Origin of the sequence: Kluyvera genomosp. 1 (assembly GCF_001266615.1) — a bacterium.
In the GTDB taxonomy this organism is placed as follows: Bacteria; Pseudomonadota; Gammaproteobacteria; order Enterobacterales; family Enterobacteriaceae; genus Kluyvera; species Kluyvera cryocrescens_A.
This window is the reverse complement of record NZ_LGHZ01000038.1, coordinates 113,888-132,650: the sequence shown is the minus strand read 5'-3', so window position 1 is coordinate 132,650 and position 18,763 is coordinate 113,888. Positions and strand designations below refer to the sequence as shown.

Genomic DNA, 18,763 nt, shown 5'->3' with positions numbered 1-18,763 from the left:
CGCCGCTGCAAATTGAAGCGCGACGAGTATACACGAATTACAGCCCCAGCGCCTCCTTCAGGGTCTTTAAATAGCGGCGGCTTACCGGCACGGTCTGCCCGTTACGCAGCAGCAATTCGGCCTGGCCGTTATCTTCAAGACGAATTTCTTTCAGATGCGCCATGTTCACCAGATGCTGACGATGGCAGCGAATCAACGGCGTTCGGCTTTCCAGCGTGCGCAGCGTCAGCTCGGTAAAGCCCTCTTTGCCCTCTCCGCTGGTCACATACACGCCGCTCAAGCGACTACTGACAAAGGCCACATCATCCATCTGCAGCAGATAAATTCGGCTGTGTCCGGTACAGGGGATAAACTTCAGCGCCTGCTGGTTTTCCCCCAGCACCGACACGTCCTGTACCGACCGCTCCTGGCGTAAACGCATCAACGTTTTCTCTAAGCGCTTCTCTTCGATAGGCTTCAGCAGGTAGTCGAAGGCGTGCTCTTCAAACGCCTTCACCGCGTACTCATCAAATGCGGTCAGGAACACAATATAGGGCCGATGCTCTGGGTCGAGCATCCCCACCATCTCCAGCCCGCTGATACGCGGCATCTGGATGTCGAGAAACAGCACGTCCGGACGCAGCTTATGTACCGCACCGATGGCCTCCACCGCGTTAGCGCACTCGCCGACGATCTCCAGATCGTCATAGGCCTGCAGCAGCACGCGCAGGTTCTCCCGCGCCAGGGGTTCGTCATCGACAATCAGCACTTTTATCATGCGTTCTCCTCCAGAGGTAACCGTAAGGTGACACGGGTGAAACGGTCCGGTTCGCAGGCAACGGCAATCCCACACTCATCGCCAAAGCGCATTTTCAGGCGCTTATCGACCAGACTCATCCCCAGGCCGCTGGCCTGAGTATTGGGTTGATATAGCCCGGCGTTATCTTCAATATCCAGCACCAGATGGCACCCTTGACGACTGGCGCGCAGGGTGATTTCCCCCACCTCCAGAAGTTGGGAAGTGCCATGTTTGATGGCGTTTTCGACAATCGGCTGCAGCGTAAAGGCCGGTAGCTGCTGGCCTGAAAGCGCATCGGGAATGTCCATATGCACCACGAGGCGAGACTGAAAACGCGCTTTCTCGATCTGCAGATAGGCATTCACATGTTCGATTTCATCCGCCAGCGTCACTATCTCCGATGGCCGTTTGAGATTCTTGCGGAAAAACGTCGACAGATACTGCACCAGCTGGCTCGCCTGTTCGCTATCGCGGCGGATCACCGCCTTTAGGGTATTGAGGGCGTTAAACAGAAAGTGTGGATTCACCTGGGCATGCAACAGCTTAATTTCCGACTGCGTCAGCAGCGCTTTTTGCCGTTCATATTGCCCCGCCAGAATTTGCGCCGACAGCAGTTGTGCAATCCCCTCGCCCAGCGTACGGTTGATGGAGCTGAACAGGCGGTTTTTGGCCTCATACAGCTTGATGGTGCCAATGACACGTTGGTTTTCACCGCGCAGCGGGATCACCAGCGTCGAGCCCAGTTTACAGTTCGGATGAATGGAGCAGCGATACGGCACTTCATTGCCGTCGGCGTAGACCACTTCACCGGTCTCAATGGTTTTTTGCGTATAGCGCGATGAAATGGGCTTACCGGGCAGATGATGATCTTCACCGATGCCGGTAAAGGCGAGCAGCTTTTCCCTGTCGGTTATTGCCACCGCACCGATATCCAGCTCCTGAATCAGCACCTGCGCCACCTTCATGCTGTTCTCTTCGTTAAAGCCTTTTCGCAATATACCTTCAGTCGAGGCCGCCAGCTTCAGCGCCGTGGCCGAGAATGCCGAAGTGTATTTCTCAAACATCGCCCGCTTATCCAACAAAATGCGCATAAACAGCGCGGCACCAACCGTGTTGGTGACCATCATCGGCGCGGCGATGCTTTGCACCAGATGCAGCGCATCTTCAAACGGGCGGGCAATCAGCAAAATAATCAGCATCTGCACCAGCTCGGCGACCAGGGTAATCGCCCCTGCGGTCCATGGGCTAAACACTTTATCCGGGCGACCACGGCGAATCAGAATACTGTGCACCAGCCCGCCGAGCAGCCCTTCCACCATGGTGGAGATCATGCAGCTCAGCGCGGTCATTCCCCCCATCGAATAACGATGTAGGCCGCCGGTAAAGCCGACTAAACCGCCAACCACCGGACCACCCAGCAGGCCGCCCATGACGGCGCCAATCGCACGGGTGTTGGCGATTGAGTCTTCAATGTGTAGACCGAAATAGGTACCGAGAATACAGAAAATCGAGAAAGTGACGTAACACAGCAGCTTGTGCGGCAGGCGCACGGTGACCTGCATCAGCGGGATAAACAGCCGCGTTTTGCTCATCAGCCAGGCGATAACCAGGAACACGCACATCTGCTGAAGCAGCAGCAACACCAGATTAAACTCGTACATACCCGATCACCACAGGAGAAATAAAACTGCGTAACATACACATAGTTGGCATAACTTTCTTTGAAACCTGGCAAAAAAAGTGCAAAAAATGCTACCGATCACATTTTATCTATTCGCAAAGTAAATGGAATGGATAAAAAACGACCGCAGCAGGCCGGCGCGGCAATCCCGGTCTAAAGTTAAACGGGGGAACGCATGCCGGAGGAACGATGGCGCTTTATACGATTGGTGAAGTGGCACAGCTTTGTGATATCAACCCGGTAACGCTCCGCGCCTGGCAACGACGGTACGCGCTGCTCAAACCGCAGCGTACCGACGGTGGCCATCGGCTGTTTAACGATGCGGATATCGACCGCATCCGCGAAATTCAGCGCTGGATAGAAACCGGCGTGCAGGTGAGCAAAGTGAAAAACCTGCTCTGCGAACAGCCGGACGGCTGGCGAGAACAGCAGGAGATAGCGCTACGCGATCTGCGCAACGGCAATCTCAACCATCTGCGTCAGTGGGTCAAAGAACTGCGCCGCACCGACAGTGCACGAACCCTTGTCGATAATCTCTTCACGCCGCTACGCCTGCGCCTGCAAAGTGCGCAGCTGCCGTTGCATACGCTGCTGGGTCTGCTCGACGGTGTATTAATTAACGATATCGCGCTGAGTCTTTCCGCCGCCCGACGCAAATCGGGGCCGCAGGCATTGGTAGTCGGCTGGAACGTCACTGATTTGACGCGTTTATGGCTGGAAGGCTGGGTCGCCTGTGAACAAGGCTGGCGCGTGGACGTTCTCGCCCACTCGCTCAGCCAGATTCAGCCGGAGCTGTTTCCTGGCCAAACGCTGCTGGTGTGGTGCGGCTCGGCGCCCAATACCCTGCAACAGCAGCAGCTGGCGCGCTGGCAGGAAGACGGTGCGGCCTTCGCCTTACCCGCAAATTAATCGTTCGTTAACAGCCTGGCTTCGCGGTATAATCTTTTGATTAACAAAAGGAGTACACCATGAAGTCAGCTAAACTCGCCGCCATCGTGCTTTTCGCCTTTATGGCCATTAGCGGCATCGGTGGCGTTATGCTCGCCGGCTATTCATTTATTGTGCGTGGCGGTGTCGGCTGAGCCTTAGGCTAAGCCGCTCAAAGGCGCGGTCGACGATAATCGCCGCCAGCGCCACCAACATTGCCCCCTGCACCACGTAGGCCGTATTAAATCCGCTCAGGCCGATGATGATTGGCGTGCCCAGCGTATTCGCCCCGACCGTTGATGCAATAGTCGCCGTCCCGATATTAACGATGACCGACGTACGTACCCCGGCCACAATGACCGGTGCCGCCAGTGGCAGCTCCACTTTCCACAGTCTTTGCCAGCCGGTCATGCCCATCCCTTCTGCCACGGTAACCGCCGCCGCAGGGACCGCCGCCAGTCCGGCCAACGTCCCCTGAAGCACCGGTAAAATACCGTACAGTATCAGCGCGATAATCGCCGGTTTCTCGCCAAAACCCATCACCGGAACCGCCATGGCCAGCACGGCTACCGGAGGAAAGGTTTGCCCCATCGCCGCTAGCGTCTCTACCAGCGGACGAAACTCTCGCCCGGCCGGACGCGTGACGAAAACCCCTGCGCTAATCCCTATCACCACCGCCAGCAGGCTGGAAATCCCTACCAGTTCAGCATGCGCCAACGTGAGAGCGAAAAAGCCCGCCTGTTGATAAAGCGGGCGCGGCTGCTCGGGAAACAGTGCGTGGAACAGCGGCTCGCTGTGCGGCAGGCCAATCAGCAGTGCGGCAAACAGAACCAGCAGCCATAAAAGCGGATCACGAAACGCGCGCATCGCCAGGCTCCTCACGCAGTAAATCGGCAAAGTGCAGCGTACCCATCACGTTTCCGGCGCTATCCGCTACCGGAAGAACCGTCTGGCGCTGGGCCATAAATCCGGAAAGCGCATCGCGCAGCGATAAGGTCGCGGCCAGCGGTTCACCCTCGGCATGTTCACCGGGCCGGGCGTAATCGGCCACCTGACGTAACGACAGCAAGCGTACTCCGAGTTCACTACGACCAAAGAAGTTACGGGCAAACTCGCTGCCCGGCATACTGAGCATCTCCAGTGGCGTGCCCTGTTGCACCACTTCACCGCCATCCATCAGAATAAGGTTATCCGCCAGCCGCAACGCTTCATCAATATCGTGCGTCACCAATACGATGGTGCGGCCCAACAGCTGATGGATTCGACGCATCTCCTGCTGGAGTGCCCCGCGAGTGACCGGATCCAGCGCGCCAAAAGGCTCATCCATCAGCAGTACTTCTGGGTCTCCCGCCAGCGCGCGCGCCACACCGACGCGCTGCTGCTGGCCTCCGGACAGCTGATGCGGATAACGCGCACGCAGTGAAGAGTCTAAATCCAGCAGCGCCATCAGCTCATCAACCCGCGCATTAATCTTCGCCTTCGGCCACTTCAACAGCTGCGGTACGGTGGCGATGTTTTGCGCCACCGTCCAGTGGGGGAACAGGCCTATTGATTGAATGGCGTAACCCATCCGCCGACGCAGCGCCAGCAGCGGCTGTTCGCGGATATCCTGCCCGGCAAAACGGATGGTGCCGCTATCGGGTTCCACCAGGCGGTTAATCATCTTGAGCGTGGTGGACTTTCCGGAACCGGAAGTGCCAATCAACACCGAAAATGCGCCCTCCTCCAGCCGTAGCGAGAGGTTTTTCACCGCCGGATGAGCGGCGAAGGATTTATTCACCTGCATAAATTCAATCACCGGCTTCTCCTTTCATTAAGGCCATAACGAGGCTAAACAGCGCATCCGCCAGCACCGCCAGGGCGATCACTGGGATCACGCCCAAAAGCACCAGATCCAGGGCGCTGCTTAAAAGTCCCTGGAATACCAGCGCGCCAAACCCTCCGGCACCAATCAGCGCGGCGACCACCGCCATGCCTACCGTCTGTACCACCACCACCCGCAGACTGCGCAGCAGTACCGGCAAGGCTAACGGGAGCTGGACGCGGAAAAAAGTCTGCCCACGGCCCATGCCCATCGCCGCCGCGCTCTCCAGCACCTGAGGCGACACCTGCTGCATACCGGCGACCACTCCGCGCACTAATGGCAACAGCGCATAAAGCACCAGCGCGATCAGCGCCGGCGTCAGGCCGGTGCCCGCGATGCCAAGCGTCGACAGCCACGGAAAATGCTGGACCAGCCCCGCCAGCGGCGCAATTAGCACGCCAAACAGCGCCACCGACGGAATGGTTTGAATAATATTGAGCACCGTGAACACGCTCGACTGCCGCCCTGGATGCCGCCAGCACCAAAGCCCCAGCGGAATACCCAGTATCAGGCCCGGCAGCAGCGTGCCCCACAAGAGCGTCAGATGCTGATGCAGCGCATCATCAAATGTCTCCTGGCGGTTGGCGTACTCTTTGAGCAGCGAGAGCCCATCGAGCGCCCCGCTCCACAGCAGCCAGCACGGCAGCAGCCACAACTGGACATTCAGCAGCCAGCGCCAGAGAGCATGAGCGGTAAGACGGCGTATGGCATCGCTACAGATAAGCAGCATGAGCAGCAGCGACAGCCACAGCCCACTGCCGGGTGAGGTACGTGCCAGTGGGCTGCTGGTTTCTGCCAGCCGATGCGCCGCTTCGCCGCCAAGCCACAGCAATAGAGTGAAGCCAACCTGCGCCAGCAGCAGGATAAGTAGGCTTGCGGCGCGTCCGGGCAAATAGCATAAGGCCATAAATAGCAGCGGGATCGGCAACAGCGCCAGCGGCGGGAAGGACCACACCTGCCACAGCCACAGGCCGTCGCCCGAGACCAGACGGTTCGGGGCAAAATTGACGAACGGCAGCGCGGCGGCGGCCAGCAATATCAGCGCCAGCAGCGCCACCACGCGGTTTTGACAGTCAGGCACGCGAATAACCGATTACTTCGCCCACCCTTTTTGCTTCAGATAGCCTGCGGCGACGCTTTTGGCATCCAACCCTTCGACCGCGATCTTCGCGTTCAGCGTTTGCAGGGTCTTCTCGTCAAGGCTGGCAAAGACCGGCTTCAGCCACTGGTCAAGATCCGGGTAGGCTTTCAGCACCGCTTCACGCACCACCGGCGTTGGCGCATAAATGGGCTGTACGCCTTTCGGATCGCTCAGGGTTTGCAGCCCCAGCGCTGCCACTGGACCATCGGTACCGTAGGCCATCGCCGCATTCACCCCGGAAGTTTGCTGAGCGGCGGCTTTGATGGTCACCGCCGTATCGCCACCTGCCAGCGACAGCAGTTGATCCTGGCTCAGTTTGAAATCGTAGGCTTTTTCAAAGGCGGGTAGCGCATCGGCGCGTTCGATAAATTCAGCTGAAGCCGCCAACTTGAAGGTGCCGCCGTCTTTCAGGTAACGGCTCAGATCGGCAAGCGACGTCAGTTTATCCTTTTCCGCCACGTCTTTACGCACGGCGATGGTCCAGGTGTTGTTGGCCGGTGCCGGCGTCAGCCAAACCAGATGATTTTTCTCCGCATCCAGCTTTTTCACTTTCTCATAGCCAGCCTGGGCATTTTTCCACGCGGGGTCGTTTTCATCTTTGAAGAAAAACGCGCCATTACCGGTGTATTCCGGATAGATATCCAGCTCGCCGGAGGTAATCGCACCGCGCACTACCGGCGTGGTCCCGAGCTGCACTTTATTGACGGTTTTAACGCCGTGGCTTTCCAGCACCTGCAAAATGATATTGCCCAGCAGCGCCCCTTCGGTGTCTATTTTCGAGCCCACTTTCACCGGCTCGGCGGCCTGCAACGGCAGGCTGACCGCCGCCAGCAACACCAGCGGGCCGCTCCATCCCCGTAAAATCGTCATACGCTTTCCTCTTATTGGCGCTCAATAAAAAACGGCGCTTGAGCAAAAAGCGTAGACGATTTTTCGCCAATTAGCTGTTTTCTGGCATTTTTAATGGGAGAGTCAGCACGCTGGCGGCGAAGTACAGCAGCGCAATCACCCACAGCGTCCCCTCTACGCCCAGCGGATTCACGCACAGCGTGACGATAAGCGGGCCGACAAAATTACTCAGCCCGGAACCTAAATTCAGGCAGGAGATCGCCGCCCCTTTGTTCTCCGGCAGCAGCGAGGGAATCAGCGCGCTGAGTGGGCCAAACGCACCGAGGCCGATGGCGTAAATCGCCAGCGCGATAACCAGCGCCGTACTGCTATGGCCAAACAGCACCGGCGCATAGCACACTGCCAGCGCCGACAGCCCACACAACGTCCCGGCGAACCACGCCACCGTGTTGCGCCAGCCAATCATGTCGCCCAGCCAGCCGAAGAAGTAGTTGGCGAATATATTCACCACATTGACCAGCCCCCAAATCGTCAGCCACTCCTCAATGCTAAAACCAAACCGCGGCAGATAGACCGGCATCAGAATGACCAGCGAGAATTTGCCAATGTCGTTGATGGTTTTCACCACCACCGCAAGGCGCATTTTCGGCTCACGCGCCAGCACGGTAATCCCTTCCGCCAGCGCCGGGCCTATCGCCACATCCCGCTGCCAGTGCGGCCTGTCGCGGTTGAGAACCAGCGCGCACCCGCACCCGGCCAGCACGAAGAGAAAACCTGATAGTAGCGTGGTGGTCTCGCCTACGCGCGGGATCATGTATCCCGAAAACCACGGCCCAACGATAGTCATCCCAACACCAAAAGCAATCCAGAACCAGGAGACAGCGCGACCCAGAATACGCGCCTCGCAGCGCTGGTTAATCCACACCAGAAACGAGTAGGCAAACAGCGGGTAGGCCATGCCGCGAATCGCGTAGCTCACCATCATCATCGGGTAGTTGCCGTCCGGCAAGGCGACAAAAATGAACGGTATCGATCCAAGAAAATAGAGCACGGTCGCCAGCCACATCAACCGACGCACGCCCAGTACGCCCGCGCCAATACCAGAGAACCACGAGATGGCGGCGACGCACAGACCGAACACCGATGACAGCAGGCTAATGTGCACGGCATCAAGGCCGCGCTGTTGAAGTAGTGACGCCAGCCAGCTCTGTTCAATGGTCGCGCCGGTGATAAACAGAAAAACGCCGATAAAACCCCAGGCCAGCTCACGTGGCAAACCGAGGCGCGCCCAAATCCCCTGCTGAATGTATAAAGTCCTGTCAGTCATGTCCGTTATCCAAAAAAAGTCCCGGGGTCGCGTTGCTTGCCCGGGAGAACACAGTGCAAAAATCATCCCGACGCCAGCGTCAGGAAAAGCTTATGCGTTATGCAGTTGAACCTGATGCTGCTTGGCTTTCAGCAGGCTGCGATTAACGTGACCGACGGTATTGTCACCCCAGCACTGCTCATACGGCATACCGGTCAGGCTTTCGATAATTTCTTTGGTTTCGGCCGTGACGGTGGCTTTGCTGCCGCCCTGTTTCAGACGCGCCACTTCCTCGTTGAGCACGGCGTGAGTCCGGCTGTTCACTTTGAACTGGAAGGCCGACCAGATGCCCCACAGGGTGAGCGCCACTGGCAGAATAATCATGATGGCGAGGATCATGTTGATAGCCGACTCAGGCTGACTGGTATGGCCGGTCACAAAACCGGACATCTGCAGCGCGACGCCGACGAGGAAGATAGACAGCGCCTGAGAGGCTTTACGCAGCAGGCTCATAAAGCCGGCGAAGATCCCTTCACGACGGCTGCAGGTAAGGATTTCATCCACGTCAGCCACGAAGGTGTAGTTGTTCCATGGAATGGAATAGATACCGCCGCGCGCAAGGCCTGCAACGCCCGCCGCCAGGTACAGCATCGCCATACTGGTGGATCCGTTGAGGTAGGTCACCGCAAACAACACAAACGCCATCAGCGCCATCAGCGCCTGGGTCGCAAACGCGCGGGATGGGGAGTAGCGCAGGGTCAACCACGTCGCCACGCCGACGCCAAAGAACTGCAGGCCGTTAATCACACTGAGCAGGTTACTGGCGACAACTGACGATGTTGCCAATGCGAACACCACAAAATAGGTAAAGACCGAGTTGAAAATATCCTGTGCTACCGAACCACCCAGATACATGCCCAGGTGCGAACGGAAAGTTTTAATTTTCAGCGTTGAAACGAAGTCGTAGTAAATATCGAACAGGCGCTTCGCCAGCGGCTGCTTCTCTTCATGCACAATGCTGCGCTCGCTGAGCTCAATCTCTTCGAGCGAGCGTTCCCAGGTGCCGAAGTAGACAAAAAACAGCACGATCATGAAGGCAACAGTGAAAATGGCCCCGGCGTAGAAAAAGGAGATAGCCGAGTCAGAGCCGAAATACGCCAGCAGTCGCCCCGGCAGGAAGGCCGCGGTAAAACCGGCGAACTGGGCAATGTACATACGGGCGCTGGTGAGCTTCGAGCGTTTCGTGAAGTCCGAAGTCATCTCCGCCGACAGGGTGTCGTAAGGGATCATGATCATCGAGTAGACGATTTCGAACAAAATATAGGCCAGCAGATAGGTCCTGTAGCCAAAGCCCTGCACCCACAGCAGGCTGTAGACCGTCACCAGAGGGATACTCAGCAGCAGGAAGAAACGGCGACGACCAAATCGGCGACCCAGACGCGTTTTGTGGAAATTATCGGAAATGTAGCCCATCAGCGGGCACATGATCACATCGACAATACGCGCCACGGCGAACAGCGAGCCGGCTTCAATCGGCGTCAGGCCGCAGAAGGTGGTCAGGAAGAACAGCAGCCAGGCGCTCACCAGAGTAAACGCGCCCGAACCAATCACATCTGCCATACCAAAGCAGATGTAGTTGTGGAGTTTTATCTCCCGCACTTTTTTTATCATTTTCCATCCCCTTGAACAGTAAAGAACGGCGCGGTGCTTCGCCGCGCCAGCATCAAATAGATTCAGGCGTCGGCGTTTTCCTGCACGATAGCGTTAACACTCCAGCTCGATGGCAGCGGCTGTGGCCGACGGATACGCACATCGTTGAGCGTCAGCCCCCAAACGCCGTTGGCGTACAACGCGGGCAGCCCTCCCGGATATCCTTCAACGCCCCAGGCGCGGCCGGTTTGCGGATTAACGCGATAGGCGTTATCCAGCCCCATGCCGGTTGGGCTTGCCGGGTTACACGGTGGACGAATGTCGTAGTAGCCCTGTTCGTCGGATAGCCCAGCCAACTGCTGTAAAGAGAGCGAATTGAAGGTCACGTGACGAATATCGCCCGGCGTTTCGCTGTGCAGGTTAATTGCCCCCTCCCCCACGCCGGAGAGCTGGCTGAAGGTGATGTCCTCTATCCTGCCCGGCTGAATTTGCGGGTCGCGATGGCGTACCGAGATAAATACCGGGTCGGCTTTGCCCCAGTGGCACGGATGGCCGTGGCGGCAATCGAAGAGAATATTGCTGAAGATAAACTGGCTGAACTGACCGCCATCACGCGAGACCAGGCCAATGCCGCGGTTAGATTCAAAAATCGAGCAGTTATGTACCGCGATATGGCTGATATCGGCGAAGGTTTCTGTCCCGACTTTGATGGCGCAGCTTTTCGAACGAATCAGGCAGTTGTTGACCACCACGTGGCGAGTGGCCTGCTGTAAACCTTCCGGCTTGCGGGTGGTTTTGATGCAGATACCGTCGTCGGCGGCGCTGAAATAGCTGTCGCTGATATGGACGTGCTGGCAGCTGTCGATATCCAGCGCGTCGGTATTGGACAGCGCCAGGTCGTTATCGATGGTGAGATTCTGGATAAACACCTGATTACAGCTCACCAGGTGCGCTGTCCACATTGGCGAATCGCTGATGGTGATATCACGAACCCGTACCTGCTGGCAGCCTTCCAGTACCAGCATGCGCGGGCGCATGGTTTTCGGCTGGCGATAGCCCTGATCATCGGCGCTGGCAGAGAACCAGGCACTCGCCCCTCCAACCAGGCTACCTGCTCCACTCAACGTAATGTGGTGCGCATGGCGGGCATAAATTAGCGCCATCCGCGAGAGTTCGGCGACGGTTTGCGTCAGCTCAGCCGGGTAATCAGCGACGTGCGGGCTGGCCAGTAAGCGCGCCCCGGCCTCCAGATGCAAAGTGAAATTTGACGGCAGAACCAACGTGCCGGTCATCCAGTCTCCCGGCGGCACCACCAGCGTGCCACCACCTGCGCGATCGATTTCATCAATCAACTGTTGCAGCTGCGCGGTCAGCGGCGTTTTGCCGCTACGGTCCAGAGAGGTGTTATGCAGTGAAATCTTCATGTCGCTACCTGCTGATATTGAGATAGCTGCATTTAACGCGGATTCCCGGATTCTCTCGTCGGGCAGATGTGGGCTTTTTTACGTATTAGTGAAAGGCATCACGCCTGTTCTCACACGGTGGGGTCGCGTTTGAACTGGCGCACAAATCGGTGACATGCACGGGGTTTAAGTCGTGATATCAATCACGTCACTTGCGATTTAGCGGATAAAAAACAGGCTATTTAGCGCAGATTCTACGCCGTAGAGACAAAAATCGTGATGAGGTTCACAAAGTAGCGTGAGGATTGGGATTGGGGGGTTGCCTCCCTCACCCTCTCCCCAACAGGGAGAGAGTTCAACAACCGCTACCCCTCTCCCGGCGGGAAGAGGGGATGACTCAGTGCGGTTTGAGGCATTGGGCAAAACTTACTGCAGTTCGAATTCGCCTTGCTTCACGCGAGCAGAATCCACGCCGATAAAGACATTAAATTTGCCCGGCTCTGCGGCGTACTTCATCTGCTGGTTCCAGAACTTCAGCTGGCTTTCGTCAATCGGGAAGCTGACTGTCTGGGTTTCGCCCGGTTTCAGACTGACTTTCTCAAAGCCTTTCAGCTGTTTCACCGGACGGCTCATCGAGGCAGTCACGTCCTGCAGGTACATCTGAATGACCGTCGCCCCTTCACGTTTGCCGGTGTTGGTCACCTGCACGCTGGCGGTTACCTTGCCGTCTGCCTTCATGGTCGGTGCCGACATTTTCACATCAGAGACGCTGAAGGTGGTGTAGCTCAGACCATAGCCAAACGGATACAGCGGGCCGTTGGCTTCATCAAAGTAGCGCGACGTGTATTTGTTCGGCTTGTCAGCGTTGTACGGACGACCGGTGTTGAGATGGCTGTAGTACTGCGGGATCTGCCCCACGGAGCGTGGGAAGGACATCGGCAGCTTACCGGACGGGTTGTAGTCACCAAACAGCACGTCAGCGATGGCGTTGCCGCCTTCAGTACCGGCAAACCAGGTTTCCAGAATGGCATCCGCCTGCTGATCTTCTTTCACCAGCGTCAGCGGACGGCCGTTCATCAGCACCAGCACCAGCGGCTTACCGGTAGCTTTCAGCGCAGCGATCAGATCCTGCTGGCTCTTAGGAATAGAGAGCTCGGTACGGCTGGACGCCTCATGGGCCATGCCCTGCGCTTCGCCGACAACCGCCACCACCACGTCAGATTGTTTGGCCGCGTTGACCGCTTCATCAATCATCGCCTGCGGCGAGCGCGGGTCGATTTTCACCGCCTCTTCGTACAGGTTCAGGAAGTCCACGATGCCTTTGTCATTGGTGGCATTCGCGCCTTTGGCGTACACCACTTTACCCTGCCCGGCCATCACATTTTTGATGCCGCTCAGCACGGTGACCGACTGCCCGGCCACGCCCGCAGCCGACCAACTACCCATTACGTCACGCTGGCTATCCGCCAGTGGACCCACAACGGCAACGGTCGCGTCTTTCTTCAGCGGTAAGGTTTCCAGACGGTTTTTCAGCAGCACCAGGCTTTGGCGCGCCACTTCACGGGCTTCGGTACGATGCAGGCGGCTTTCCGCATTGGTATCCTGCGGGTCAGAATCTTTCGGCCCAAGATGGCTATACGGGTCGTTAAACAGCCCCATATCGTATTTCACGTTCAGCACGTGACGCGTCGCGTCATCCAGCTCTGCCATGGTTATCTTGCCGGATTTCACCAGCCCCGGCAGGTACTTGCTGTAGTACTCGTCGCTCATGCTCATATCAATACCGGACTTCAGCGCCACGCGTACGGCATCTTCCGGGTCGGCCGCGACGCCGTGCTTGATAAGCTCTTTAATGGCCCCGTGATCGGAGACGGTAATGCCTTTAAAGCCCCACTGGTTACGCAGCACATCTTTCAGCAGCCACGCGTCGGAGGTTGCCGGCGTGCCGTTAAGCGAGTTCAGGCCGATCATCACCGCACCGCTGCCCGCATCCAGCCCAGCTTTGTACGGTGGCATATAGTCGTTAAACAGCCGCTGCGAACTCATATCGACAGTGTTGTATTCTTTACCGCCCTCCACCGCGCCGTAGGCGGCAAAGTGCTTGACGCTGGTCATCACCGAGTAGCGATCCGCCGGGCTTTTACCCTGCATCGCTTTCACCATGGTCTCACCCATGATGGAGGTTAAATAGGTGTCTTCACCAAACCCTTCTGAGGCGCGGCCCCAGCGCGGATCGCGCGAGACATCCACCATTGGCGCCCAGGTCATGTTCAGACCATCATCAGCCGCTTCGTAGGCCGACACGCGGCCAACGGTTTTCACCGCATCAAGGTTAAACGTCGAGGCTAAACCGAGGCTAATCGGAAACACGGTGCGTTGACCGTGCACCACGTCATAGGCAAAGAACAGCGGGATTTTCAGGCGGCTAAGCGACATCACCTGATCTTGCATCGCGCGGATATCCTGGCGGGTGACGGTGTTAAAAATAGCCCCCACCTGGCCGTCTTTGATCATCTCGCGGATAGCTTCTTTCGGGTTATCCGGACCGACGCTAATCAGTCGCAGCTGACCAATTTTTTCATCGACGGTCATCTTCTTCAGCAGTTCGCTCACGAAGGCGTCCCGCGCCTGCGGCGTCAGCGGATGATTGCCGAACAGATCCTCAGCCAGAGCGGGTTGTAGCGCCAGGCTCACGGCGACGCTTACAGATAATAGCCATTTCATATTCTTATAGTCTCTTTGAGTGCGTGCCGGTTTAGGCGGCGAGAGTCGATGAAAAACCGCAGTTTGCCATAAACTTAAATGACCCCGGTACAGAAAGCTAAGGTTTATTCTCTGATTTTTAGAAACATTCACTCACCAAATGATCATACAAAGCGCTATTCTTAGAAACGAAAAAAAATTCGTCCCACCACAAGGAGTGGAGAATGTCTTCTCAAACTTCAATCGATAATAACGCGTTGATTAACGAACTCTCCCGCCTGGTTGGTCACGCTCACCTGCTGACCGACCCCGCTAAAACCGCCCGCTATCGCAAAGGCTTTCGTTCTGGTCACGGCGACGCCCTCGCCGTGGTCTTTCCCGGCACGCTGCTGGAGCTTTGGCGCGTCCTGAGCGCCTGCGTGGCGGCGGACAAAATTATTCTGATGCAGGCCGCCAACACCGGTCTGACCGAAGGCTCCACGCCAAGCGGCAACGACTATGACCGTGAAATCGTCATCATCAGCACCCTGCGACTCGACAAACTGCACCTGTTGGATAAAGGCGAGCAGGTCCTGGCCTGGCCGGGCACCACCCTCTATTCGCTGGAAAAAGCGCTGAAGCCGTTTGGTCGCGAGCCGCATTCAGTGATCGGTTCTTCCTGCATCGGCGCGTCGGTTATCGGCGGCATTTGCAATAACTCCGGTGGTTCGCTGGTTCAGCGTGGCCCCGCCTATACCGAAATGTCGCTGTTTGCGCGCATTGATGAACAGGGCAAGCTGAAGCTGGTCAACCATCTGGGGATCGATCTGGGCGAAACGCCGGAGCAGATCTTGAGCAAGCTCGACGATGAGCGCGTGAAGGATAGCGACGTGCAGCACGACGGCCGTCATGCGCACGACCACGACTACGTCAATCGCGTGCGCGATGTGAACGCCGACACCCCAGCGCGCTACAACGCCGACCCGGATCGTCTGTTTGAGTCCTCTGGCTGTGCAGGCAAGCTGACGGTATTTGCCGTACGCCTCGACACCTTCCCGGCAGAAAAAAGCCAGCAGGTTTTCTACATCGGCACCAATCAGCCGGACGTGCTGACCGAAATTCGCCGCCACATCCTGGCGGAATTCAACAATCTGCCGGTCGCGGGTGAATATATGCACCGCGATATCTACGATATTGCTGAACAATACGGCAAAGATACTTTCCTCATGATCGACAAGCTCGGCACCGACAAGATGCCGTTCTTCTTCACCATGAAAGGGCGTACCGATGCGATGCTGGAAAAAGTGTCGCTGTTTAAACCGCACTTCACCGACCGCTTTATGCAAAAGCTGGGGCACGTTTTCCCTGCGCACCTGCCGGAGCGCATGAAAACCTGGCGCGATAAATACGAGCACCACCTGCTGCTGAAAATGTCCGGTGACGGCATTCAAGAAGCGCAAAACTGGCTGACTGAATACTTTAAGCAAGCGGAGGGTGACTTCTTCGCCTGTACGCCGGAAGAAGGCAGCAAAGCCTTCCTGCACCGCTTCGCGGCGGCGGGTGCGGCGATTCGCTATCAGGCGGTTCACGCGGATGACGTGGAAGATATTCTGGCACTCGACATTGCGCTGCGCCGTAATGACACCGAGTGGTTTGAGCATTTACCGGCGGAGATCGACAGCAAGCTGGTGCATAAACTCTACTACGGCCACTTTATGTGCCACGTATTCCACCAGGATTACATCGTCAAAAAAGGCGTCGATCCGCACGAATTGAAAGAACAAATGCTGGAACTGTTGCGTGCGCGCGGCGCGCAGTACCCGGCGGAACATAACGTGGGACATCTGTACGAAGCGGATGATAATCTCAAACGTCATTATCACGAAAACGACCCGACCAACAGTATGAATCCGGGTATTGGTAAAACCAGTAAACTGAAATACTGGGGTGAGAAAACTGACGCATAATATCGTCAAGCAGGCGTAAGCCGGGCGCGTTATTTTTGCGCTCCGGGCTTACGCCCCAAACGCGTTTGTCACTACAAGGAATTCGAGAATGTCCACGCTTGATGTCGCCTGCGACGCCGATATTGAAATCCGCGACGCCAGAGCCGACGATGTTCAGGCCATTGCGGCGCTGTACGCCTGGCATGTCCTCAACGGACGCGCCTCGTTTGAAGAAGTCCCCCCTTCCATTGACGAGATGCGTCAACGAATGAGTCACATCCAGCAACAGGGTTTGCCCTGGCTGGTGGCGCTCTACCGCGGCGAGATTGCCGGCTATTGCTATGCCAGCCCCTATCGCCCTCGTCCGGCCTATCGCTATACCCTTGAAGAATCTATCTATGTCGATACCGACATGACCGCGCACGGTATCGGCAGCCACCTGCTCGCCGCGCTGATTGCGATATGCGAAAAAGGGCCGTGGCGACAAATGCTGGCGGTGATTGGCGACGGCAATAACAATACCGGCTCGTTGCGCCTGCATAAGAAACATGGATTTGAAGTGGTGGGACAGCTGCGCAGCGTCGGCTATAAGCTAGGAGACTGGCGAGATACGGTGATCATGCAACGCCCACTCAATGACGGTGACTGGACGTTGCCGGAATAATCTACACGTTATCATTCAAGCTATCTCGGCATTGGCGGCCTTTACTCCCCCCAGTCACGTCCTTATGTACGCGCCTGGGATTCGTTCAATTGCCGCCTTGATCTAACCTGAATGTTTCAAGGACTAATCTTCCTGGGTGGTCTGCCCGCTACGCTGGGCCCTGGCGATATCGCCTTCCACCTGGGCTTCTTTTTGCTTTTTATAGCTCAGCGCCGCCGCCGGAACCGGCATCACTTTCCCGGTCTCCACCCACGTGCGCAGACGACTGGCGTCGGCGAAGTGGGTATATTTGCCAAACGCATCCATCACCACCATCGCCACCGGGCGATTGTTCATCACGGTGCGCATCACCAAACAGTGACCGGCAGCATTGGTAAAGCCGGTTTTGGTCAACTGAATACTCCAGTTATCGCGGTACACCAGATGATTGGTATTGCGGAATGGCAGCGTGTAAGCCGGATGGGCAAAGGTCGCAGTATCTTCTTTCGTCGTGCTCAACTGGCCAATCAGCGGATACTGTTTGGTGGCAATCAGCAGTTTCGTCAGATCACGCGCGGTCGACACGTTGTGAATCGACAGCCCCGTTGGCTCGACGTAGCGGGTACGGGTCATGCCCAGCGCTTTGGCTTTCGCATTCATTGCACGAATAAACGCGTCATAACCGCCTGGATAATGGTGGGCCAGGCTTGCCGCCGCGCGGTTTTCAGAAGACATCAGCGCCAGCAGCAGCATATTTTTACGGCTGATCTGACTGTTCAAACGTACGCGCGAATAAATTCCCTTCATTTCCGGCGTGTGGCTGATATCAACCGTCAGCACTTCATCCAGCGGTAAATGCGCATCCAGCACCACCATCGCCGTCATCAGCTTGGTTATCGAGGCCATCGGGCGCACGAGATCCGGCTGGTTTGAATAAATGACTTTATTAGTATTCAGATCGACAATCATTGCGCTACCGGAGGCAATATCCGGCTGCGAGGCCACGGCAGAGACGGCCGTTTTTGCACTCGCCTGAGGCGCAAAAGGCACAGCCAGCACTAAAGCAAGGCTGAGCAGGGAAACACGAAATTTCTGCATGGTGAGTATTCTGGCGGTTATTTATGCACATTATGATAGACAACCGCTTCGCACCAAACGGTTACGAAGCGGAATAGCTCATCATAGCGCGGAGTGCGCGGAATCTACCAGTAAAGAATAGTGAATAAATGCTGCATTGCTGGCGTGATTATATCCACGCCAGCAATGAGTTAAGACATCAGAACAGACGGTAGCCGTAGCCCCACAGCACAACGGTCAGCGCCAGCAGCACTTCCAGCACCAGCACGCCGATTGCCAGCGTCGAACTGGCAAAGCTCAGCCCTTCTTCCCGGTCAATGTTGAGGAAGGTTGGGATGCCGACGTAAAGCAGATAGCCGGTGTAAAACAGCGCCACCGTACCGACCAGCGCACACAGCCAAACCAGCGGATACAGCGCAACGATACCGCTCAGGAAGATAGGCGTTGCCACATAGCCGGCAAACACCATACAGCGCTTGAGCGACGGTCTATTAGCATAGTGACGCGCCATCCACCAGATAACCCGGCCCATCACCGCGACGCCCGCCAGCATTAAGGCGTAGAACAGCACTGCCATTCCCAGCCCGGTCATGACCGAAAGCCTGACGACATTGCCATCGCCAAAGTTCCAGCCAAGCTGGGTGGTACCAATGAAAGCACAGATGACCGGAATGGCCGCCATGATCAGTACGTGATGCACATAGTGGTGAGAAACGGTTTCGTTCTCGCTACGGATAATATGCATTTCTTTGTCAGGGTGGGAGAAAAGTCCCCATACATGGTTCATAACGCCTCCTCTGCACGGCTTCGTACCAC

The 18,763-nt window shown here is 56.8% G+C and carries 16 protein-coding genes; 4 read left to right on the top strand and 12 right to left on the bottom strand.

The window, feature by feature from the left end; genetic code table 11:
- Positions 1-37 precede the first annotated feature (37 nt).
- Positions 38-757: a two-component system response regulator BtsR gene (gene btsR, locus KP80_RS18945; RefSeq protein WP_052285191.1), complete on the bottom strand. Its 720-nt coding sequence runs from the start codon at positions 755-757 to the stop codon at positions 38-40.
- Complete coding sequence (locus KP80_RS18940; protein WP_052285190.1) at positions 754-2,439, bottom strand: sensor histidine kinase; 1,686 nt, start codon at positions 2,437-2,439, stop codon at positions 754-756. The genes btsR and KP80_RS18940 overlap by 4 nt, the downstream gene beginning before the upstream one ends.
- Positions 2,440-2,648: 209 nt before the next feature.
- Here KP80_RS18940 and KP80_RS18935 point away from each other — a divergent pair, with 209 nt between their 5' ends.
- Together KP80_RS18935 and KP80_RS22700 are read left to right on the top strand one after the other, a co-directional pair.
- On the top strand, positions 2,649-3,368 hold the full coding sequence (locus tag KP80_RS18935; protein WP_052285188.1) for a MerR family transcriptional regulator: 720 nt from the start codon (positions 2,649-2,651) through the stop codon (positions 3,366-3,368).
- 59 nt (positions 3,369-3,427) lie between these two features.
- Positions 3,428-3,541, top strand: coding sequence for a protein YohO (locus tag KP80_RS22700; protein ID WP_072129168.1), 114 nt, complete (start codon positions 3,428-3,430; stop codon positions 3,539-3,541).
- Here the strand turns inward: KP80_RS22700 and KP80_RS18930 are convergent.
- The 8 genes from KP80_RS18930 to bglX all read right to left on the bottom strand — a co-directional run bounded on the left by KP80_RS18930 (position 3,516) and on the right by bglX (position 14,323).
- Positions 3,516-4,253, bottom strand: a complete 738-nt coding sequence (locus KP80_RS18930; protein ID WP_052285187.1) for an ABC transporter permease — start codon at positions 4,251-4,253, stop codon at positions 3,516-3,518. The two genes, KP80_RS22700 and KP80_RS18930, sit on opposite strands and share 26 nt — an antisense overlap.
- On the bottom strand, positions 4,237-5,184 hold the full coding sequence (locus KP80_RS18925) for an ABC transporter ATP-binding protein (RefSeq protein ID WP_052285185.1): 948 nt from the start codon (positions 5,182-5,184) through the stop codon (positions 4,237-4,239). Before KP80_RS18925 ends, KP80_RS18930 begins: the two co-directional genes overlap by 17 nt.
- Complete coding sequence (locus tag KP80_RS18920) at positions 5,177-6,331, bottom strand: ABC transporter permease (RefSeq protein ID WP_052285183.1); 1,155 nt, start codon at positions 6,329-6,331, stop codon at positions 5,177-5,179. Before KP80_RS18920 ends, KP80_RS18925 begins: the two co-directional genes overlap by 8 nt.
- Before the next feature lie 12 nt (positions 6,332-6,343).
- The gene (locus KP80_RS18915; protein WP_052285182.1) at positions 6,344-7,261 is read right to left on the bottom strand and encodes an ABC transporter substrate-binding protein; all 918 of its coding nucleotides are present in this window, start codon (positions 7,259-7,261) and stop codon (positions 6,344-6,346) included.
- Positions 7,262-7,331: 70 nt separating this feature from the next.
- A complete protein-coding gene (locus KP80_RS18910; RefSeq protein ID WP_052285181.1) occupies positions 7,332-8,567 on the bottom strand; it encodes an MFS transporter in 1,236 nt (411 codons plus the stop codon).
- Positions 8,568-8,657: 90 nt separating this feature from the next.
- Positions 8,658-10,217 carry an MFS transporter gene (locus tag KP80_RS18905; RefSeq protein ID WP_052285180.1) on the bottom strand — a complete coding sequence of 520 codons (1,560 nt, stop codon included), beginning with the start codon at positions 10,215-10,217 and terminating at the stop codon, positions 8,658-8,660.
- A gap of 62 nt (positions 10,218-10,279) precedes the next feature.
- Positions 10,280-11,620: a glycoside hydrolase family 28 protein gene (locus tag KP80_RS18900; protein WP_052285179.1), complete on the bottom strand. Its 1,341-nt coding sequence runs from the start codon at positions 11,618-11,620 to the stop codon at positions 10,280-10,282.
- A gap of 405 nt (positions 11,621-12,025) precedes the next feature.
- Entirely contained in the window at positions 12,026-14,323 is a 2,298-nt protein-coding gene (gene bglX, locus KP80_RS18895) for a beta-glucosidase BglX (RefSeq protein ID WP_052285178.1), read from the bottom strand.
- A 203-nt stretch (positions 14,324-14,526) separates the two neighbouring features.
- On the opposite strand from bglX, the gene dld reads away from it, so the two are divergent.
- On the top strand, positions 14,527-16,248 hold the full coding sequence (gene dld, locus KP80_RS18890) for a D-lactate dehydrogenase (RefSeq protein WP_052285177.1): 1,722 nt from the start codon (positions 14,527-14,529) through the stop codon (positions 16,246-16,248).
- Positions 16,249-16,336: 88 nt separating this feature from the next.
- Positions 16,337-16,891, top strand: a complete 555-nt coding sequence (locus tag KP80_RS18885; protein WP_052285176.1) for a GNAT family N-acetyltransferase — start codon at positions 16,337-16,339, stop codon at positions 16,889-16,891.
- A 123-nt stretch (positions 16,892-17,014) separates the two neighbouring features.
- Here KP80_RS18885 and pbpG read toward each other — a convergent pair whose 3' ends face one another.
- Complete coding sequence (pbpG, locus tag KP80_RS18880) at positions 17,015-17,968, bottom strand: D-alanyl-D-alanine endopeptidase (protein ID WP_052285175.1); 954 nt, start codon at positions 17,966-17,968, stop codon at positions 17,015-17,017.
- 178 nt (positions 17,969-18,146) lie between these two features.
- Positions 18,147-18,734, bottom strand: coding sequence for a Yip1 family protein (locus tag KP80_RS18875; RefSeq protein ID WP_052285174.1), 588 nt, complete (start codon positions 18,732-18,734; stop codon positions 18,147-18,149).
- Positions 18,735-18,763: the final 29 nt, after the last annotated feature.